Annotated in this window: 18 protein-coding genes; 4 read left to right on the top strand and 14 right to left on the bottom strand. The window is 33.8% G+C overall.

What is annotated here, in order from left to right; all coding sequences use genetic code 11:
- Window positions 1–40 precede the first annotated feature (40 nt).
- Entirely contained in the window at window positions 41–1,174 is a 1,134-nt protein-coding gene (locus CL818_RS12325) for a M23 family metallopeptidase (RefSeq protein ID WP_272973206.1), read from the top strand.
- 75 nt (window positions 1,175–1,249) lie between these two features.
- The gene (locus tag CL818_RS12330; protein WP_013186065.1) at window positions 1,250–2,611 is read left to right on the top strand and encodes an acyl-CoA dehydrogenase family protein; all 1,362 of its coding nucleotides are present in this window, start codon (window positions 1,250–1,252) and stop codon (window positions 2,609–2,611) included.
- Window positions 2,612–2,702: 91 nt separating this feature from the next.
- On the opposite strand, the gene greA is transcribed toward CL818_RS12330, so the two are convergent.
- Entirely contained in the window at window positions 2,703–3,179 is a 477-nt protein-coding gene (gene greA / locus CL818_RS12335; RefSeq protein WP_013186066.1) for a transcription elongation factor GreA, read from the bottom strand.
- Between the two features lie 224 nt (window positions 3,180–3,403).
- On the opposite strand from greA, the gene CL818_RS12340 reads away from it, so the two are divergent.
- Entirely contained in the window at window positions 3,404–3,841 is a 438-nt protein-coding gene (locus tag CL818_RS12340) for a hypothetical protein (RefSeq protein ID WP_272973205.1), read from the top strand.
- Between the two features lies 1 nt (window position 3,842).
- On the opposite strand, the gene CL818_RS12345 is transcribed toward CL818_RS12340, so the two are convergent.
- Window positions 3,843–6,254, bottom strand: a complete 2,412-nt coding sequence (locus CL818_RS12345; RefSeq protein WP_272973204.1) for a TonB-dependent receptor — start codon at window positions 6,252–6,254, stop codon at window positions 3,843–3,845.
- A 359-nt stretch (window positions 6,255–6,613) separates the two neighbouring features.
- Here CL818_RS12345 and CL818_RS12350 point away from each other — a divergent pair, with 359 nt between their 5' ends.
- A complete protein-coding gene (locus tag CL818_RS12350) occupies window positions 6,614–9,055 on the top strand; it encodes a hybrid sensor histidine kinase/response regulator (RefSeq protein ID WP_272973203.1) in 2,442 nt (813 codons plus the stop codon).
- On the opposite strand, the gene CL818_RS12355 is transcribed toward CL818_RS12350, so the two are convergent.
- From CL818_RS12355 to CL818_RS12410, 12 genes are all read right to left on the bottom strand, one after another.
- Window positions 9,056–10,429 (bottom strand): sigma-54-dependent transcriptional regulator, encoded by a 1,374-nt coding sequence (locus tag CL818_RS12355; protein WP_414646398.1) that lies wholly within the window; start codon window positions 10,427–10,429, stop codon window positions 9,056–9,058.
- A 1,110-nt stretch (window positions 10,430–11,539) separates the two neighbouring features.
- Window positions 11,540–11,947 (bottom strand): alternative ribosome rescue aminoacyl-tRNA hydrolase ArfB, encoded by a 408-nt coding sequence (gene arfB / locus CL818_RS12360; protein WP_286973238.1) that lies wholly within the window; start codon window positions 11,945–11,947, stop codon window positions 11,540–11,542.
- Complete coding sequence (locus tag CL818_RS12365) at window positions 11,947–13,533, bottom strand: DUF4301 family protein (protein ID WP_286973240.1); 1,587 nt, start codon at window positions 13,531–13,533, stop codon at window positions 11,947–11,949. Before CL818_RS12365 ends, arfB begins: the two co-directional genes overlap by 1 nt.
- A complete protein-coding gene (locus tag CL818_RS12370) occupies window positions 13,518–14,072 on the bottom strand; it encodes an AAA family ATPase (RefSeq protein WP_286973242.1) in 555 nt (184 codons plus the stop codon). The genes CL818_RS12365 and CL818_RS12370 overlap by 16 nt, the downstream gene beginning before the upstream one ends.
- Window positions 14,033–14,665, bottom strand: a complete 633-nt coding sequence (gene pnuC, locus CL818_RS12375; protein WP_286973244.1) for a nicotinamide riboside transporter PnuC — start codon at window positions 14,663–14,665, stop codon at window positions 14,033–14,035. Before pnuC ends, CL818_RS12370 begins: the two co-directional genes overlap by 40 nt.
- Window positions 14,649–14,909: a thiamine-binding protein gene (locus CL818_RS12380; RefSeq protein WP_286973247.1), complete on the bottom strand. Its 261-nt coding sequence runs from the start codon at window positions 14,907–14,909 to the stop codon at window positions 14,649–14,651. The genes pnuC and CL818_RS12380 overlap by 17 nt, the downstream gene beginning before the upstream one ends.
- A 20-nt stretch (window positions 14,910–14,929) precedes the next feature.
- The gene (gene era / locus CL818_RS12385; RefSeq protein ID WP_013186078.1) at window positions 14,930–15,814 is read right to left on the bottom strand and encodes a GTPase Era; all 885 of its coding nucleotides are present in this window, start codon (window positions 15,812–15,814) and stop codon (window positions 14,930–14,932) included.
- Window positions 15,815–15,858: 44 nt separating this feature from the next.
- Window positions 15,859–16,725, bottom strand: coding sequence for an alpha/beta fold hydrolase (locus tag CL818_RS12390; RefSeq protein WP_286973250.1), 867 nt, complete (start codon window positions 16,723–16,725; stop codon window positions 15,859–15,861).
- A gap of 98 nt (window positions 16,726–16,823) precedes the next feature.
- Window positions 16,824–19,448, bottom strand: coding sequence for a TonB-dependent receptor (locus CL818_RS12395; protein WP_286973252.1), 2,625 nt, complete (start codon window positions 19,446–19,448; stop codon window positions 16,824–16,826).
- A 134-nt stretch (window positions 19,449–19,582) separates the two neighbouring features.
- A complete protein-coding gene (locus tag CL818_RS12400; protein ID WP_286973254.1) occupies window positions 19,583–20,083 on the bottom strand; it encodes a GreA/GreB family elongation factor in 501 nt (166 codons plus the stop codon).
- A 5-nt stretch (window positions 20,084–20,088) separates the two neighbouring features.
- On the bottom strand, window positions 20,089–20,550 hold the full coding sequence (locus CL818_RS12405) for an RNA methyltransferase (RefSeq protein WP_272973195.1): 462 nt from the start codon (window positions 20,548–20,550) through the stop codon (window positions 20,089–20,091).
- 67 nt (window positions 20,551–20,617) lie between these two features.
- Window positions 20,618–20,836, bottom strand: coding sequence for a YgjV family protein (locus CL818_RS12410; protein WP_013186083.1), 219 nt, complete (start codon window positions 20,834–20,836; stop codon window positions 20,618–20,620).
- Window positions 20,837–21,163 lie beyond the last annotated feature (327 nt).

Consider the following 21,163-nt stretch of genomic DNA (forward strand, 5'->3'; position numbering starts at 1 on the left):
GCCTATTTTTGGCATAATTTCTGTTTAATTTATAGCTGCTATGAATAAACAGATTTTTATTATCTTAAGTGTATGTTTAGTAATTGTTTCTTGCAAGCAACTTACCAAAGCAACAGATTTTATTACGCAACCAACTGCAAAAGAAATATATGCGCGCGATTTTGAAGACACAGATGTTATTTTTAATACTTGGACCAAAAACTTTGAGGTTTCAAAAAATGATTCTCTAAAAATTAATTTACCATATTTAGAGCAAGTACATTTACACAGCACTAATCTTCAGTCTTATTCATATAATATAAATCTTTCTGAAGGTGAGTTATTTAACCTGCAAATTGAAAGTGATGTAGATTCAATTCAATTTTTCTCTGAATTATTTAAAATTGAAGGCGACTCTATAACATCATTCAAATCATTAATAAAAAGCAAGCCTAATGAGACAAATATGTCTGTCCCAATTAAAGAGAGCGCTACTTATAAACTTATAATACAGCCAGAAATCTATGCTTCAACAAAAGCATCTTTAAAAATATTTACATCGCCTACCTATTACTTTCCTGTAGCAGGCAAAACTAGTAAGGCCATACAAAGTTTTTGGGGTGCAAGTCGCGATGGCGGTAAACGCAGCCATAAAGGTGTAGATATTTTTGCAGAAAGAGGCACACCTGTAATTGCAGCTGTTGATGGCTATGTAAGTTCAACTGGAAATAAAGGATTAGGCGGAAAACAAGTTTGGTTGAGAGACGGTCTTTTTGGAGCTTCACTTTACTATGCACACTTAGATAGTATTGCTACGCAGTCTGGTAAAAAAGTAAAAATAGGAGATACTCTAGGTTTTGTAGGTAATACCGGCAATGCAAAATACACACCACCACATTTACATTTTGGTATTTACAAAGGCTACAATGGTGCTGTAAATCCACTGCCGTTTATTAAAAATGCTGAAATCCCAGAAACAGATAATTTATTTGTTGCTATAACACCTAAGGCCATAATTAAAAACAGCGTAGCTAATATAAGAATAGGACCATCTTCAAAATTTGATAAAATAACCCAACTTAAGCGTAATGATACTATTACAGTTCTAGGTAAACAGGATGATTGGTTACATATTAAAACAGGTGACGGACAAAAAGCTTTTGTGTTTAAAACGCTTACACAATCACTGCCTTAAAATTTAGAGTTTACATTAACATTCCTTTGTTAACAGAATTAAATAGCTCTGGTTATCTTTAAAAGAAAAAACCATATGTCATTATTCGGTAAAATTAAAGGCACATTATCTCTTTTAAAAGATATAGATATAGAAGCTATTGCCAAGCTAAATTCTAAGATAGACTTAAAAGAAGTTATGGATAAGGTTGGTAGCTTAGATGATGACCAGCTTAATGGCTTAATGAAAATGCTTACTCGAAAAGCAAAAAGAGGCCAACACAAATTACCGCCTATTGATGGTGATTTTTATGACCTTAGCCTTAAGCTAACTCCAGAGCAACGAGAGATACAACTCAAGGTGCGTAATTTCATGGAAGATGAAGTGAGACCCATTGCCAATGAGTATTGGAAGAAAGCAGAATTTCCGCAACAGATTATCCCAAAATTAGCCACTTTAAATATTGCCGGTATAGCTTATAAAGGCTATGGTTGTCCAGAACAAAATTTTGTAATGGAAGGTATAATTGCTATTGAAATGGCACGAGTAGATGTTTCGATGTCTACATTTTTTGGCGTGCATAGCGGTTTAGCAATGGGAAGTATTTACCTATGTGGTAGCGAAGAGCAAAAGTTAGAATGGCTTCCTAAAATGCAACGTATGGAAGCTATTGGCGCCTTTGGTTTAACAGAACCAAATGTAGGTTCTGCCATTTCTCAAGGTATGGAAACCACCTGCCAACGTGATGGTGATACTTGGATACTAAACGGTCAAAAAAAATGGATTGGTAACGCCACATTTGCAGATGTAACAATAGTTTGGGCTAAAGATGTAGATGATAAGCAAGTAAAAGGATTTTTGGTAAGAAAAGGCACGCCTGGTTTTTCTCCTGAAAAAATTGAAGATAAGATGGCGTTGCGTACTGTAGAGAATGCCTTAATTACTATAACAGATTGTCGTATTTCAGAAAGTGACCGTTTACAAGAGGCTAATAGTTTTAAAGACACCGCAAAGGTTTTAAAAATGACACGTGCTGGTGTTGCTTGGCAAGCAGTAGGTTGTGCTAGAGGTGCATATGAAAGTGCAGTTAAGTATTGTAAAAAACGTGAACAATTTGGGAAGCCAATTGCAACTTTTCAACTTATACAAAATCATTTGGTAGAGATGCTCGCTAATCTTACAGCTATGCAAACCCTATGCTATAGACTTTCTGAACTCCAAGACGAAGGATTGTTAAAGGATGAACAAGCCTCTTTAGCTAAGGTATTTTGTTCTATGCGCACACGAGATGTGGTGAGCAGAGCAAGAGAAGTTATGGGTGGCAATGGTATCTTATTAGAACACGATGTTGCTCGTTTTGTAGCAGATGCCGAAGCAATTTATAGTTACGAAGGTACCAAAGAGATTAACTCATTAATTGTGGGGCGCGCAATTACTGGATATTCGGCGTTTGTGTAATCCTTATTTATTAGACAGTCAACGAAATAAAAAAGCAGGTTTTCTAAGAAAACCTGCTTTTTTATTAAATGTAGGAGCTTGAGAGTAATTATTAGTCTCTCCAAACTTTAATCACGTCAAATTTTATGGTACCATTAGGTGTTGTTACTTCTGCAACATCTCCTTCTTGTTTACCTAGTAAACCTTTCCCTATTGGAGAGTCCACAGATATTTTACCTGATTTTAAATCAGATTCGCTTTGCGCAACTAGCTTATATGTCATTTCCGCACCATTTCCTTGGTGTTTTATCTTAACACTTGAGTGGATTAATACTTTAGAGGTATCTAGTTGAGAATCATCTATCACTCGTGCGTTAGATAGTACTCCTTCAAGCTTAGAAATTTTCATCTCTAACATACCTTGTGCTTCCTTTGCTGCATCATACTCAGCATTTTCACTTAGATCACCTTTATCTCTAGCCTCTGCAATAGCTTGAGACGCTTTAGGGCGCTCTACATCTCTAAGAAGGTCCAGTTCATCTCTCAACTTCTTTAATCCTTCTTCTGTATAATAATTTACTTTACTCATAATGTTGTTTTCTTAATCTTAATAAAAAAGCCTTCTTTAGTTTCATTTGGCTTCTAAATACTCTTATTAAATAGCGGTTAAAAACACAATAACAATAGAAGCATTACGTTATAATCAACTGATATTTAAACACAAAAAATCCCATACACGACGGGATTAGATGTTCAAATATACATAATTTTTAGATGCTTGTCAATTATACTAACTTGCACAATTAAATTTTGATGATGAAAAACCTATTTATAGCTACACTTTTAATAGCAATACTATCTTCTTGCTCAACAGATGATTCTGCAAGAGATAATAATCCTAATTTAGTTGACTTGAACTTTGGAGCAGTTTATAATTTAACGCTTCCACAATACAACCAATTAAACTTTGAAGGCAATAGTTTTCAAGACTATTCGGTTGGCATTTCTGGAATTAATATCTTTTATATAGGTAATGATCAATACTTAGCTTTTGAGCTTACAGACCCAAATCATCCTGTTAGCGATTGTTCCAGGTTGGTAGTTACTGGTCTTACTGCAAGATGCCAATGTGATGATAACAATGCATACAACCTTACTAACGGACAACAAACAGAAGGTGGTCCTGGAACATACAGTTTAAGGATGTATCGCGCTGAGCTTAACGGAGACATCCTTACTGTATCTAATTAAGTTAAAATTTAAGTGTTGCTCCTAATAAAAAGTTAGCTTTTGCTTGTGGGAAAAATCCTGCTCCTTCAAAAGTTGTAATGCTACCATCTTCATTTCCTCCATCGAAGGTGAAGTAATACCCATTATTTACATACTCTTCACTAAAGATGTTGTTAACCAATCCTGTTATCACTATTTCTTTAAACAGACTGTTTGTAGAGAAAGTATATTGCACATTTAAATCTGTTGTAAAATAGCTATCTAGTTTAGATAAAGGCGCTTCTACATTACTTAAATATTGTTCTCCTACATATTTATTAAGCATCTGTAACTCTAAATTTTTAACCGGTATGTATTTAATTGCGTTTCCAGCTATAACATTAGGCGAATACGAAATTTCTGTATTGCCTAGGTTTACTAAGCTGCCGTCTAGACTAGTTACAAAATCTCTGTTTTTATTGGTACTTATAGCCATATTAGGATTCCATATTAGGTTTTTCAAAATTTGAACAGATGCATCTACCTCTAACCCTAATCTATAGCTTGAGCCACTATTAGCTCTAATTGGTGATCCTACATCATCTATTGCTCCAGTAAGCACAAGTTGATTGTTATAATTCATATAATACACATTAGTATTTATTTGAAATTTAGGATTATTTAATCTCCAACCTAACTCAAAATCATCTAACTGTTCTGGCTCTGGATTACCGTTTTCAAAATCTGTGCGGTTTGGTTCTCTGTTAGCTCGTGCATAAGATAAATACAAACTGTTTTCTGTATTTAACTTATAGTTTGTTCCTAATTTAGGATTAAAGAACGTGTAGCTTTCATCTACATCTAAGTCGTCACTACCACCAATAGCTTCGTAATCTACTAGGCGTATTTGTGCGTCTCCATAAACACTCCATTTATCGCCAAACTTTAAAGTAGCTTTACTAAAGGCAGAAAATTCATTTTTCTCACTATCGCCAACATAATATCTGTCATAAGGTAAAAACCCGATAGGGATTTCTGTAGATAATATTTCGCCGTAGTGATCTCCTTTATAGGTGCTATAAAAAGCTCCTGTTGTTACATCTAAACTTTCATTTTTGTAGTTTACACTTGCATTTACAGCTAAGAAATTATTATCTAACCAACGACGTCTTACATAATCTGTAGTTGTAAACTCTTCGCCATCTATGGTTACAGGATCTACGCCAAAAAAGTCTAATTGTGCATCTCCTGAAAATAAGATGTTTGAATAATAAAATTCATCTACATACTGCTCAAAATATCCTGCACCTCTAGTGTAGTTAAGTGCTACGTTAGTGCTCCAGTTATTATTGTAACGCTCATTCCAAAGTAATTGATAATGATCTTGACGGTAATTATCTACTTCATTTTCATAAAACCCTTCAAAATTTCCTTCGCGGTCAAATTGTTGTCCTACGGTATTAAATGTTCTGTCGCTTTGTAGCGTTGCCTCATCGACACCATAATAGGCCTGATAAGTTTCTTCAAAACCACCAAAGGTTATAGCTTTTATTAATGTGTTATCATCTTTATAAGCTGCTTGTAAAAAATAACCCTTAAGATCTGATGTTGCACGATCTATATAACCATCTGAATCTATTTTGGACAAACGCCCTGAAACTGAAAAATGATCACTTAATGTTCCAGTTCCAAACCTAAGTGTTGCCTTACGAGTGTTAAAACTACCTACAGATCCAGACAGCTCACCATAAGCTTCATCTTTTACAGCATCTGTCAAGATATTTAAACTTGCACCAAAAGCACCAGAGCCATTTACAGATGTACCAACACCGCGTTGTAATTGGATGTTCTCTGTAGAAGAGGCAAAATCTCCTAAATTAACCCAAAATGTGCCTTGACTTTCTGCGTCGTTATAAGGAATCCCGTTAATTGTTACGTTTACACGAGTAGCATCACTACCACGCACACGTATTCCTGTATAACCAACACCAGCACCAGCATCACTAGTTGTTACAACTGCAGGTTGGTAGTTTAAGAGTATAGGAATGTCTTGTCCTAAGTTACGATCTTCAATCTCTTCTTTAGAAATGTTTGAATACGTAATTGGTGAGTCTGCAGTAACTCTTACAGAACGCACTAAGACTTCATCTAAAATCTCAGAGTTTTCTAATAAGACAAAATTTGCAGTTACATCTTCTTCAAGATTAATAGTCTGCTCTTGTGTAATCATACCAACATAACTTACAACTATTGTATATTGCTCTTTTTCTAAAGAGAAGTTATAGTTACCAAGTGCATTGGTTTCTGTGCCTGTAGTTGTTCCTTTAATAAAAATAGAAACACCTTCAATAGGCTCATTTTTAGAGTTTGTGACATTACCAGAGAGTTGAAATTCTTGCGCAAATGTGCTGGCAGACACAAATAGTGCGCAAAGTAGAATAGATACAGTTTTCATCCGTAACAAAAATTACGAATAAAAGGGGCGATTATTCTTAGGTTTAAAAAAAATTAAATTATAAAGCTACTATAGCTTCTTGAGTTATTAAAACAGTAAAATTTTAGTCTATTTCGCAAAAAAAAATAACCCATTGCAATATGCTTACAACAACTTAATTTGACTAAAAAAATATGTTTTAAAAATTTCCCTAAACAGCATTACCTGTTCTAGGTTCATTGGGTGTAATCTCAGCCGTATTAAAATACAGCACCCCTTTGAGATTTTGCGCAAAGATAGACATTGGTTTTAATCTGCAAAATCAATTTTATTAATTCCTTAGCATATCGCTATAAGAACTCTCTGTATTTTTGAAGCCTATGGATAAGACCAAAAATAGGTTTACATTTAAAATCATACTTAGTTATGTGACCTTAGGGGTTTTAGCCCTTGTTGTAGGTTTTTTCTTGTATTCTGAATTTAAGTTTCTGCTTAAAACCAATACGACTACAACAGAAGATGAAAAATTTATAGAAACCGGAACACTTATAAATCAAGTTTACGAAACCGATGGCTTTTCCAGGCTTGCCTTGCTTACTGGTGAAGAGTCTGATTTTGAGTTATACCAACAAAAAGCAGACTCACTTTTTAATAAAATTGAGGAAATAAAAACCTTAACAGACATCCAATTTCAAAAGCAACAATTGGATTATGTTAAAGAGCTACTGCTTCAAAAAACTAAGAATATTGAGCAGCTACGTATTCTTAAACTTACCAATAGTAAAGACTCTTCTTTTGATGATATAGCAGAAGAATTTAATAAGCTAGAATCCTCTATGGGGAAACTCACAGTCGAAACGTTTATTAATAATCCCAATGATCTTACAGAGCGAGAACGTAGAATTTGGAGTAATTATGTAGAATACCTAAATCAATCTGAAGAGCGAGACACTGCCACTGTAAAAACAAAGGTTGTAGACTCTATGATTACTGCAACAAGATTTATTCTGGCTGAAGCTAAAAGAGAAAATTCAAAATCTAGAGAAGCGCTACAGCAAAAAGAGAATGAGTTAATTAGGAACGATCTAAATATTTCTGCACAATTGCGCCAAATAATAACTGCGTTTGATGCAGAGATAGCACGAAAAAACCAAATACAAGCTACCAAGAAAAGTGATTCTGTAGATAGGACAAGTACAATATTAAAGTACTCAGGTGTTTTAGGAATATTTATCATACTCCTATTTACCTACATTATTTTAAATGATTTCTTTAAAGCAGAACGCTTTAAAATATCACTCAAAAAATCTAAAGATTATTCTGAAGAACTTTTAAAAAGTAGGGAACAACTTATCTCAACTGTAAGTCACGATTTAAAAACACCCTTAAATACAATTGTAGGCTACTCTGATCTTATTGAAAATACAGACCTTACAGAAAAGCAACTATACTATGTAAACCAAATAACCAACAGCTCCTTATACGTGACCAAGTTGGTTGATGATCTTTTAGATTTCTCTAAACTAGAAGCTGGTAAACTACATATTGAAACTATACCATTTTCTCTAGAAAGCATAATACAGCAAACTGTTGAAACCTCTAAGGATGTGCATCAACAAAAAAATGTAGCCATCCATCTTTATGTGGACCAAGCTATAAGCAATCAAGTTTTTGAAAGCGACCCACTACGTATTCGCCAAATATTAAGTAACCTAATTGGTAATGCATTTAAATTTACCGAAGAAGGTTCTGTTACAGTTTATGCTAAAATATTAGAGCAAAAAGCACAAGAATTTGAGATAGAAATAAAGGTAGTAGATACCGGAATAGGTATTTCTAAAGAAAAACAAGAACTTATATTTAAAGAATTTCAACAAGCAGAAGCAGATACCATAAAACGTTTTGGCGGTAATGGCTTAGGCCTTGCCATTAGCAGGAAACTTACCAACTTATTACATGGAACCTTAACTGTAGATAGTACTCCAAACCAAGGTAGTACGTTTACATTAGTATTACCTCTCAAACTTTCCGAGAGTAAACTTAAGTCTGAAATTACCACCTTAACTAAAGCGGTAAAGTCTTTAACTGTTGTGGTTATAGATGATGATACAAGTATGACTAAGTTATTAGAAGAGCTTTTTGGCCAAATGAATATTACTTGCCACAGCTTTAATGCTTTTGAAGATTTTGTTGCTTCGAATAATTTTGAATACGATTTTGTACTTACAGATGTCGAAATGCCAAAAACAAATGGCTTTCAGGTTTTAGAACAACTAAAGCGACACTTTAAAGCAAATTATAACGGACAGCCAATTGTGGCTATGACAGGTAGTAGAGAATATACCGTAAGATCTTTTAAAGAACAAGGTTTTTCTGGATTGTTGCACAAACCTTTTCCTAAGGAGAAGTTATATTCTGCCTTAAATCAATTATTTCCAGAACATATGGGAATTCCTATTAAAATTGAAAGCGAAAAGGAAACAACACAACAAAGCACATTATTTAATTTAAGCTTGCTCAACTCATTTCTTAGTACAGAAGACGCTTTAGAAGAAGTTTTGTTTTCGTTTTATAATGAAGTGAATATAGATTTACAACGTATGGCACTAGCCGTAAAAACAGAAGATTATACCGCTGTAAATGACATAGCACACAAAATGCTTACACTAACCAGACAATTAGAAGCTAAAGAGGTTGTAAAAATTTTAGATGTGTTAGAGTATGTAACGCCAGAAAACTTAAGGCAAGAAACATTAAAGTCTCTCTTTAACTCATTACAAGAAAAAGTAGAAAACTTAGTGACAGCTTTAAAGAATAGATAATTACAACTCTAAATTATAATGCTCCATCTTATTATAAAGAGTCTTTCTGGTAACATTTAACAACCTAGCAGCTTTACTCTTATTATAACCGGCTTCTTTAAGTGCATTAATAATAAGTTGCTTTTCATTAGTGTCTTTAGAAAAATCTTGAGTTGTTACTGGCGCTTGTCCCTTAAAGTTAACTACTTCTCTAGGAATTACATCTATTGGCACCAACTGCCCAGTTGTAAGTAAAACAGCTCTTTTAATAATGTTTTTTAATTCTCTCAAGTTACCAGGCCAGTTGTAGGATTTAAAAGCTTCTTCAACTTCCTTAGACAGGCCTACAACATTTTTATCTAAAGCTTTGTTAGCCATTTCTAAAAAGAACTCTGTAAATAAGAATAAATCGTCACTACGCTCTTTTAAGCTAGGTATATGTACAGAAAACTCATTTAGCCTATGGTATAAATCTTCTCTAAACTTACCATCTGCAACTGCTTTTAAAAGATCTTCATTAGTGGCAGAAATAATTCTAACATCTACCTCTATCTCTTTGTTGCTGCCTACAGGTTTTATTTTTCTTTCTTGTAAGGCACGCAAAAGCTGAACTTGGTTTTCGTAAGACAGATTACCAACCTCATCTAAAAATAAAGTGCCTTTATGAGCAGCTTCAAAATGACCTTTCTTGTCATTTATTGCGCCTGTAAAGCTTCCTTTTACGTGACCAAAAAACTCACTTGCAGCAATTTCTTTAGGGATAGCACCACAATCTACAGCTACAAAATTTTCGTTACTACGTTTGCTAAAGTTATGAATAGCATTTGCGGCAACCTCTTTACCAGTACCACTTTCACCTTGTATAAGCACACACATATCTGTTGGTCCTACAAGTTTTAGGTACTCATTAAATTTCTTAGAAGATTCACTAATACCTTTCACAAATGATGAAGAGTCTGGAAGCTCATTCGTTTTGTGCTTTACGGTTTTAGCTTTAGGACTTGTTTCAACATTAAGTGTAGCATTTGTTTTAGATTTATTTTCTGCCTGCTCAATAACCATTAGCAACTCTTCTGGTCTAAACGGTTTTGAAATATAATCTAACGCCCCTTTTTTAATAGCCTCAACAGCTGTTGAAACTTCTGCATAACTTGTCATTAAAATAATGTTAGTATCTGCAGATACGCTTTGGCAATACTCCAAAAGATTAAGGCCGCTATCATCTGGAAGCTTTAAATCTGTTATAAGCAACTCATACTTTTGTTCTTCCATCTGCTTTCTAGCATGATTTCCGTTTAAGGCAGTACTTACCTGAAAACCCTTTCGTTCTAGAAACTTAGAAAGCATTTTACCAAAAGCAACGTCATCTTCTACGACTAATATTCGTTGTATCATTTCATATATGTATGAATTGTAAAAATAGAAAGTCTCCACACCTTTTGTCTTTAAAGTTATCATAAAAAAAAGACACCCATTTTACTGAGTGCCTCTTCAACGTATTAAAAACTAAATCCTGCTTCTATTGCTTTTTAATCCACTCGCCTTTGCTATTTGCATAAACGGTTTTTTCAGCTTTATCTGCAGTAGTTATGACAAGCTTGTACTCGTCCTTGTCATTTGCAAAGGCTTTAGTAAGAGTTGCCCCTTTAAAATCTGATGCAAATGCTTCTTTAACGGCTTGTGGTAATTTCTCTGCAGTAATTGCTTTGTAATTATCCTGAACAGCAACTGTAGTCTTCACTTCAGTNTTTGTCATTGCCATTGTTTCAGTTTTCTTTTCCTGTGCATTCATTGCTGTTAGTGTACCTAGAGCAATTGCAGCTGTTAATATGATCTTTTTCATAACAATTTTTTTTTGTGGTTAAACTATAATCTAGTTGGTGGTTATTTTTTCTTAATCCACTCACCTTCTGCAGTTGCATATACAGTCGCTTCTGTATCTTCTGNAGTAGTAAGGGTTAATTTATATTCGTTTTTACTATTTATGTACGCCTTATTTAAGGTTGCTCCTTCAAAATCTTTTGATAGTGCAGTTTGAACCTCTTGTGGTAAATCTGTAGCTTTAATTTCTACATATTTTTCCTGTAATAAAGACTCTGCTTTTAACTCAACAGAAGCTTCTGTATTTGCTGCTACTGGTGTTGTAGCTTGTGCNTTTGNAAATCCTATTGCTCCTAATGCGATTACCGCTGTATATATGATCTTTTTCATGATATCTAATTTTAGATTTATTTAATGTTTCAAAGTTGTTANGTATAAGGCTACAATTATACCAAGGCTTTAAAAAATTAATTATTAAGTAAGTTTTGANAGAATATTATAGATAAAAAAGCACATACCAGTACTCATAAAACAATAAACACCAATGCATTACAGGTTTTGTTTTATATGTAGTTTANAAAANCACAACTAATTAGGNACAAAATATATGAAAGTTGAAAATTGGATATCAGGTGTGTAAACTTTAAAATTGTGTGTAATTGTTACACAAAAGATCTGTATAGTTTAGTAATCTAATCTTGGCTTCTGTCTATTNGCTTTTTTCTCAGATGTTTTTTTCTTTGAATTAAGGCGTTTTAGTTTGGCNATTTTAGAAGGTCTTGTCTTTTTTCTNGGAGGTTTTTGCTTAGCNTTCTTTTTGATAAGCTCTAAAAAACGTTTAATAACTATATCCTTGTTTTTATGTTGACTTCTTGAGTCTTGAGCCACAATAATAAGGACGTTATCTTTAGTTAGCCTTGAGGAAAGCTTTTCTAATAATATGAAACGTTCTTTTTCTGAAATTGCTTGAGATGAGTTAATATTCCATCTAAGCTCAACTGCTGTTTCTGTTTTATTAGCGTGNTGGCCGCCAGGTCCAGAACTTGTGGTAGTGTTAAACTCTACCTCTTCTATAAGTTGAGAGGTATTCATTAATTACTTATTTGGTGTGATTCTTTTAATAAATCTACCACGGTTTTCACAGGGTTAAATGTAGATAAGGGAACTTCTACAAAAATTGTATTCCAATGTGCCATAGAGCCATTCCACAAACCAGGACGTTCTAATGCTTTTATATCTTGGCCATTTATGGTCTTTTGATTTATAAAGCCTGCTTTATAATCTACATATTTAAGTAAGTCGAATTTTTCTCCTTTATAATTTCTTACGCTGCAAACAATATCTACAGGATTAAAATGTGTTGCATCATTAAGGCAACGCAACTGTCTTGGGTCTTCTTTNTTAATTTGAACAGATTCTACAATCTGNAGAGATATTTTACCGCTTTCATGTTTAACCCAAAAAGGACCGCCACCTGGCTCTCCTTCGTTTTTAACCATACCACAAACGCGAATAGGTTTATCAAGTTGTTCCCGCAAATATTCAATTTGATATTTTAAAGAGAACTTCTCAAAATCTTCGGACAGTATATTATTAAAGTTATCTTGTAAAAAGTAAACAATCTCGTGTATAAATTCTTCTGTAGGNTTCGCGTTTTCATCTAACATCTCAAGAAACTTGAACGATGTTTGTCTTTGCTCTAAAAGCAAACCACCTAACATTTTCTTATAGTTGGCCACATCTTCTTCATATTGATATGTGACTACATTGTCTATATTTTTAATAAATATGATATCTGCATCTTGTTCATTTAAATTTTCAATTAATGCNCCATGACCGCCAGGTCTAAATACCAGATNNCCATCGTCATCTACAAATGGTGTATTATCTAAATTAACCGCTATAGTGTCTGTACTTTTCTTTTGGTAAGACTCTNTGGTAATAAATGTTGTNTCAGTTTTATTAGAGACTATGTCTTTTATACGATCATACTCAGATTTAAACTTATTGTAATGGTTATTTGATATGGTAAAATGAAGATGCGCCTTTTTATTTGGAGCAGCATACTTAGAGGCCTCAAATAAATGTTCTGCAAANGCAGATGCAGTATGTTCTTTATATTTATGAAAAGGCACCAATCCTTTAGGGAGATTTCCGTAGTTAAGTCCAGTTTCGCCTAATAAACACTCTACAATGCACACTTTTTTCTCATCATCAGAAAGTGAATTATAATTTGGNCAAGTTTTCTTTANCTGCTGAAGTATAGCCTCATAAAATGGAAATTTTTCTAAGCCGACAAAAAAGAGTTTAAGTGTATTGTCTTTTGTTTTATTTATAAAGGCATTAATACTTTCTTTTGAAGGATTATAGGTGTCTAAAAACCGGTATAATGACTTAAACATTCTTGTAGCAGCGCCAGAAGCAGGTACAAATTTGATGACTTCAATATCATCTAGTTTTGAATTGTATAACTTAANATACGTCTGTTTCTTNTCNTCTGAGATTTGAAGGATTCCGTTTTCTATTGTAGCACANTCNGTNAAATTTANAAAAGGAATNCCTTCNNTNAANGTTTGCAACTGGTTNTCAACCTGTTTTAACGTTAANCCGTGANTTTCTATTTGNTTNANTTGCTNTGCTGTAAAATCCAAAATATTTGCTTTTATAGTGCCTCGCAATGCTCTATTGCAGTTTTAAAACGAGTTTCTACATTACCTTGTAATATTACATAATTACAATTATTTGCATCTAACTCATCCTTAAACTTTAAAAACATAGCTTTACGTTCATCAGGTTTATCCCTAAGATCGTCTGCTTCCCAAGGTGTATCAATATAGGTTAATAGATATAGGTGGTAATGGTGGTCATTAACAGCACCTAAGATTTCTTTGGGGCAATATTCGTTATAATATGCTTTGGAGTAAACTTTTATCTCACGAAGATTAGTATCACAAAACAAATATTTATTTGCAACGTTGGAAAGTTCATTCTCCGTATTAATTTGCCCTTTAGCAATTGGAATTAAATCTTCCTTTTCACAAACTGTTTGTGTCCTATCCCATTTGTCTTGTAAATATATTCTCATAAACTCAGGCACAGAAACTGTTTTAAAATGTTCTGCNAAAAGGTTTACTAAAGTAGTTTTTCCTGAAGATTCAGGACCGTAGAGAACAATTTTTAGGCAGTCTGAAGTCTGTTGTTTAAAATCTTTTTCCAAGCTAAGTATCCAAATATTGAGATAATGACAAATATAACGTAAAGAAAACTGCTCAATGTTAAACCCTTGTAAAAATAGAGNGGCACACTAATTACATTTCCCATTAATAAAAACAGCCAATTTTCTAGTTTCTTTTTGGCAAGCATCCACATACCTACAAAAAACAATCCTGTTGTAAGTATATCTATATTGGATACCCAACCCTCAAACTTTTCAAACACATAATATATTATGTATATAANNAACATTGTACTTAAAAATATTCCTAAACTATACGTATAGTCATTTTTAGTAGCCTTTGNTATAGGTGTTGTTTGNGTTGGTGTAACTTTTCTTGTCCAAATATACCAGCCGTAAATACTCATTACAAAGTAGTANCCATTAATTATGGTATCACCTAGTAAATTGAATTTTAATAAGATGTAAACAAAGATTAAAGTACTTACNATTCCTGTAGGATACACCCAAACACTGTTGCGCATAGAGCAAATAGAAGATATTAAACCGAATACAATACCGGCAACTTCAAGACCTATAATATGTGTTTCGTAACCTCGATATTGCCCGAAGAAAAACTCAAAAATGGGGCTCATAATCGTGACNATCAGATTTTACGATTTTAATATAAAGTAAACCTCTCTCAACAGCCTCTAAAGCTATTTTCATTTCTTTTTGAAGAATACCCATCACCTCGTCATACTCTCCATATACTTGCGTACTTAAAGGGTTCTCCAATACTTTTAACCCTGAAGCTCTTAAGGATTTAATGAAGTTTATTATTGCTGGTTCAAAATCGTCTTGTAGTGGAGTTAGCGTTAGCTCGACTGAAATATTCATTNNGGTTGGTTTGGTTTCAGTTATTTGTTTAGATAGCCAAATCTACGTAATTGATTATCGTTACTACGCCAGTTTTTGTTCACTTTTACATATAACTCAATATGGACTTGTTTGCCAAAAAACTTTTCCAAATCTTTTCGTGCTTCAACTCCTACTCGTTTTAAAGCACTTCCTTTGTGACCTATTATAATTCCTTTTTGAGAATCTCGCTCAACCATAATAATGCTTCGCATTTTTATGATTTCTTCTTCTTCAAAAAACTCTTCGGTATCTACCTCTACACTATATGGAATCTCTTTTTTGTAATGCATTAGAATTTTTTCTCTAATAATTTCATTTACAAAAAAGCGTTCTGGCTTATCTGTTAATTGATCTTTAGGGTAAAATGCCGGAGACTCTGGCATTACTTCAATAATTCTATTTAATACTTCAGAAACATTAAAACCTTCTAAAGCTGAAATTGGGTAAATTTCTGCAGTTGGCACTTTTTCTTTCCAATACTGCATTTGTTCTTCTAATTGATGCTGGTCTGAAGTATCAATTTTATTAAGTAATAATAATACAGGAATTTCTGCATTTGTAATTTTCTTGAAAAAGGCTTCATCTTTAAGACTTTGCTCTCCAATCTCCACCATATAGATAAGTACATCTGCATCTTCAAAAGCAGACTTTACAAAATCCATCATATTTTCCTGAAGTTGATATGCTGGTTTTATAATTCCTGGCGTATCACTTAACACAATTTGAAAATCTTCTCCATTTACAATTCCCAAGATACGATGTCTTGTGGTCTGAGCTTTGCTTGTTATGATGCTTAGCTTTTCTCCTACAAAGGCATTCATTAATGTGCTTTTACCCACATTTGGGTTTCCAATAATATTTACAAATCCTGCTTTATGAGCCATATTAAAACTTTTATACAAAGATACATTTTATTGCTCTAGTGTTCCTAAGGTTTTATGTCTTCTATAAGTGTTGTAATGAGCACCTCTATTTCGGGCTTTACGAGTTCTGGTCTTTGCCAGGCAATTTCATGTCCTGCATTAGAAATTGGAATAACAGTTATATTTTCGAAAACTTCTTTAGAGTAATTTATATTTCCAAATGGCACTACTTTATCTTCTGTTCCGTGAATATGAACTACGGGAATTTTTAATGTTTCCCAACCATCTTCAATCTTTTCTAATTCTTTAGCGTGCGTCGTCTTTTCATCTCCAGCAACACGGTAACCTGTTGGCACCAACCAACGCGTGAGCCACCATTGCGTTAGCCTAGATGCCCAAATTTTCTTTTCCTGATTNGGGTCTAATGCTGGAGACACCATAATTAGTGCTTTTACGCGTGTATTTAAAACAGCTNTCCTTGCTGCTAATGGACCACCATAAGATGTTCCTACCAAAATAACATTCTCTAAGTTATAGTCATTAATTAACTCGTTCATAACTTTGGCTTGAGTTTTAATAGATGTAAGCTCATCTCCAAAACCAGAATATCCATAACCTGGCCTATCTACTGCATATAAGTTAGCTTTCTTTACTAATGAAGTGTCTATTAAATAGTCTCGCCAAGCAGCCATTGAGCTAGGTGAACCGTGAAAAAAAATAACATTAATGTTATTGTTAGATTCTTTTACTGCTTGTACCCTAATGTTTCTATCTATTACTTTTGAATTGAATGTAGTAATTTCTGTAGGTATGTTTATAGCTTTATGCCTAAGGTAAACCTCTTCTGTAGTTTCTCTNTATTGTAATGCTGTGCAAGAAGCGAATAAGACTCCTATAAGTANTAGTACTANTAACTGGGTTTTGNTTTTCATCTTCTTTTTGAATTCAGTTTTTATCTTGACTTTACAAATTAAAAAACTCTCAACTAGTGTTGAGAGTTTTAAGACTAATTTTTAACTATTTAAATAACTTANAATGTGAAATCTAGACGTGTATAGTAGTATGCACCGCCAAATCCCATTTGAACTGAATCCCAATAACCACCACCTTCGGTNTCNCCATCATTTTGCTGGTCTGGATATTCATTAAATAAGTTATTACTACCTATACTAAGCTTAACTTGGTCTGTAATTTCATANCCAAAGTTTAAGTCAACAGTGAATTTNGCATCATATACATCTTCTGTTTCTGCAAAATCGATTAAAGTTATTTCTGAATATCTTGTAATCCCCAATGCTGTATTAAACTTATTTTTTACATAAGACATGTTTAAAGCAAACTTGCTATCTGGTGCAGAAGCTAATAANAATGCTCGCTCTCTCGCACCGAAAAATGTATCTTCATCTAAGTTGCCATTATTTACATCCTTAATTTCAATACTGTTTATATTACCTAGTAAAGTGGCAGAAATTGAGCCGTCATCTAAAAGTTTCCTGTAAGAAAGTATAATATCTACACCTGTAGTTTCTGTATCTACGCCATTTACAAAAAACTGAGCTTCATTAACGTTGTCTATTTGTGGAGCATCAAAAGTACCNGTTAGCACTATACGGTCTTTTACACTNACAAAATAACCATCTATAGTAGCTGTAAAATCACCAGCTTTAGCTGTAAACCCTAAAGATGCATTTGTAGCAGTTTCTTCTTTTAACTCTCCAATACCAAATGATCTNGTTACAGGACTATTATTTGCAGATAGTAGTGACTCTGTTGCGGTTCCTCCTTGAAAATCTGTAAAGCGCAAGTTGTAATATACTTGTGCCAAAGATGGCGCCCTAAAGCCTGAGCTTAAAGATCCTCTTAAATTTATATTATCTGTAAGCTTATATCTTGANGCCAATTTACCATTAAATGTGCTTCCGAAATCACTGTAGTTTTCGAATCTNACTGCGCCGGCTAAAAGAAACTTTTCTGTAATGTCTAATTCTGTATCAACATAAAGAGAAACGTTAGATCTACTTCTATCTACTACATTTTCCNGGCTATAGCCNGGAAAACCTTGTGAGCCACCAGGTCTTGGGTTACCAGTTCCTGGATCTATAGGTTGTTGTTGTGTTTGAGGATCTGTTATGGGTTGCCCATTGGTGTCGTAGGTTGCATAAGAACCTGTTTCTCCAGCAAAAATTGTAAATGTTTCTGTTCTGTACTCTGTACCAATTGCTAAGTTAAAACCATTAGCTATGTCTGCNTAATATTTTGAAAAGTCTAAGTTTATTGTGTTTTGTGATAAAGAATGACCACCAGCATCAAACTCTGTAGGAGAGTTTTCTTCTAAAGATGCATTTAAGGTNCCTTTTATGTAATAATGAAAGACATTTTTTCCGTAAGTATTACTTAAATCTACTTTCCAATCGTTTCCTAACTCAGATCGTACACCTGCTGCAAAAGAATTATCTGTAATTATAGATGTTATTCTTGGCGTAAAACCATTTGGATATATTTCTGTAACAACACGTTCTCCTCCATTTCTTGTAAATGCATAGGCATCTGTATCTCTATAATTTCGACCACCAAAGGCATAAACTTCGGTTTGGTCTGACACTGGNAAACTCAAGTTTCCGAATATATTAAATCCNTCAATCGCAGCTTCACCAAAACCTCTTCTAAAGTCATAACCTGGTCGTAGCGTCTTATTTTTATTTACATATTCTGTTGTAAAGTTTGCATAACCTTCCTCTCCAATTGCAACACCATAATTNCCTGACACTTTTAGAGAACCACCATCTAAGCTTTGATCGTCTCCAATAGCATTTCCATCTCTATCTNTATCTAGCCTATTGCCGTCTGTGTTTGGAGTGCCGTCTGGAAAATCTCCTTTTGCATTTGTGTTATATGCACCATAGCTTACACTTCCAGAAAATTCATCTACATTATCTTTTAATACAATGTTTATAACACCTGCAATTGCATCTGACCCGTATTGTGCTGCTGCACCATCTCGTAAAATTTCTATTCGTTTAATTGAAGCTGCTGGAATNGTATTTAAATCTGTTCCTGTATTACCACGACCTCTAGTTCCAAAAATGTTTATTAAAGAAGATTGGTGCCTACGTTTCCCGTTTACTAATACTAGCGTTTGATCTGGGCCAAGACCTCTTAATGTAGCAGGATCTATATGATCTGCACCGTCTGAACCAGATTGNTTGTTGGCATTAAATGAAGGCGCTGCGTATTGAAGAAGCTCATTAATTTCAATTTTACCAGCTTGAGTTACTATGTCTGAAACTTCAATAACATCGATTGCCACTGGTNTATCTGTTGCTGTTCTTTTAGGGCTACGNGATCCTACAAGCTGGACAGAGTCTAAGGTATTACCNTCTTGAAGTGTTACATTAATTGTTGTTTGTGAGTTTACTGAAATTTCTTGAGTTTCAAAGCCTACAAAGCTTATTACAAGGACAGCATCATTTGGTACTGTAAGCGTGTAATTTCCATCAAAATCTGTGGATGTACCATTAGAAGTGCCTTTTTCAATAATATTGACACCTGGTAAAGGGCCGCCGTTAGAGTCTGTAATTGTTCCCGACACAGAACTTTGAGCAAATGTAAAGGCTGTTATAAATAAACAGCCCAGTGTNAAAATTAGTGTTTTCATAATTTAGTTGGTTACGGTTAATTGCCNTTGAAATTACCCAAAAATTATGACTTTCACTAAAATATTANTGTTTTACCTGTATTTACTTAAGGNAATCTNACACAACCAATCAATAAAANATAAGATTTTAAAATTTAATACNTGATTGATAAAATTTCCAATTCACGNACCTCGCCACCTAAATTAAAACTCACATTTTCATTCACTTTTGCACCAATAATTGCAGAAACCAATGGCGCAACAAATGCTATTTTCTGTTTTTTAATATTTGCTTCATCCACACCAACTATTTGAAATTCCTGAACCAGGTTAGATGTTTTATTCTTTAGCTTTACTGTAGCCCCAAACCTAACCTCATCTTTTGGTTGGTCTTTAGGATCTAATAACCTTGCAGAAGCCAAGCGTTCTTTAAGCTGATTCATCTTTGCAGTAATTACGGCTATTGCACGTCTTCGTTCCTGGTCGTCTTTAATGCTTAGATTAGCTTGCTCTTCTGCCAATTGCTTAAGTTCTGTTTTTAATTCTTGTAGGCCATTTGGCGTTACATAGTTAGTTACACCATTTGGCAAAGCTGCTCTTGGTGGTATAATTGGTGCTTCTTCCTGATCATCTTCTTTTACAAATCCTCTACTCATAACATTTATTGAAATGGTTTATTCCTACTTCTATCATACAACACAATGCTTCCTGCAACAGCAACATTTAGACTAAATTCAGATTTAAATTGAATTAAGAAGTGCGACCTGTCTATAGCTTCTCTAGTTAACCCATGATCTTCTGCCCCTAATAAGTATACACAGCGTCTTGGATGTTCAAAATCTTCTAATTGTATTGCTGTTTCAGTCTTTTCGACACCTACAATTCTTACACCTTTTGGAAGGTGGTCAAAAAAATCATTAAAATCTTTATAATGATAATACGGCATAGATTTCACCGAATTATGTGTGTCACTTGCTTGATGGGCATATCTCTTACCTACTGTAAAAATAAAGCTAGCGCCTAAGTTCTGGGCAGTTCGCCATAAGACACCTAAATTTTCTGGAGTCTTGCCATTTAAGATTCCTATTCCAAAAAAGTCTGTTGTAAAGTTGTTCGGTTGCATCTTACAAAGATAAGTATAGTTTGCAACACCCTATAAATACTAAACTATTATAGGTTTAATATCTTAGCTACTTCTTTTTTATAAAAAGATAATATCCATTTACTAATAAAATAGCAACATTGGTAATTATAATGGGAATGCTACCTAGTAAAATGCCGTAAACCACAAAAAATGCGCAACCAAAGGAGTTAACTATTCTTAACCTTATAATATTTCTAAAGAAAAAAGAAAATAACACTAATGCACTCGCAATGTAACCTATTAGCTCTATGTAATTGAAATCCATAGTTTAAATATTAGAGATAAAAAAAGCTCCAGATTTCTCTGAAGCTTTGCTAGTAGCGGGAACTGGAATTGTTCGCGTAAGTCTTCAGATGCTTAGCAGCTATGTTTACTGTTGGTTTTATGTTATAAATACATTGATATGTGCCAAATTCGTGACGCCACAAAAGCTGTAAAAAAAGCGCCAATGGGCGCTACAGCAATTTTGGAACACATAAGTATTACTTATTCCTCTTCTTTTAAAAGTCTATCTAAATCCTTGAATAATTCAGATTGTTGGTCTTCTGTTAGCTTTACAACTACTATAGGTTTACTTTCTAGACTCATATCC

This window comes from Croceibacter sp. (assembly GCF_002716225.1).
Classification (GTDB): Bacteria; Bacteroidota; Bacteroidia; order Flavobacteriales; family Flavobacteriaceae; genus Croceibacter; species Croceibacter atlanticus.

Coding starts and splice junctions, on each gene's coding strand:
- CL818_RS12405 (WP_272973195.1), bottom strand. CDS start 20,550: ATGCAACCGAACAACTTTACAACAGACTTTTTTGGAATAGGAATCTTA.
- CL818_RS12330 (WP_013186065.1), top strand. CDS start 1,250: ATGTCATTATTCGGTAAAATTAAAGGCACATTATCTCTTTTAAAAGAT.
- CL818_RS12350 (WP_272973203.1), top strand. CDS start 6,614: ATGGATAAGACCAAAAATAGGTTTACATTTAAAATCATACTTAGTTAT.
- CL818_RS12355 (WP_414646398.1), bottom strand. CDS start 10,429: ATGATACAACGAATATTAGTCGTAGAAGATGACGTTGCTTTTGGTAAA.
- era (WP_013186078.1), bottom strand. CDS start 15,814: ATGGCTCATAAAGCAGGATTTGTAAATATTATTGGAAACCCAAATGTG.
- CL818_RS12410 (WP_013186083.1), bottom strand. CDS start 20,836: ATGGATTTCAATTACATAGAGCTAATAGGTTACATTGCGAGTGCATTA.
- CL818_RS12340 (WP_272973205.1), top strand. CDS start 3,404: ATGATGAAAAACCTATTTATAGCTACACTTTTAATAGCAATACTATCT.
- greA (WP_013186066.1), bottom strand. CDS start 3,179: ATGAGTAAAGTAAATTATTATACAGAAGAAGGATTAAAGAAGTTGAGA.
- CL818_RS12325 (WP_272973206.1), top strand. CDS start 41: ATGAATAAACAGATTTTTATTATCTTAAGTGTATGTTTAGTAATTGTT.
- CL818_RS12345 (WP_272973204.1), bottom strand. CDS start 6,254: ATGAAAACTGTATCTATTCTACTTTGCGCACTATTTGTGTCTGCCAGC.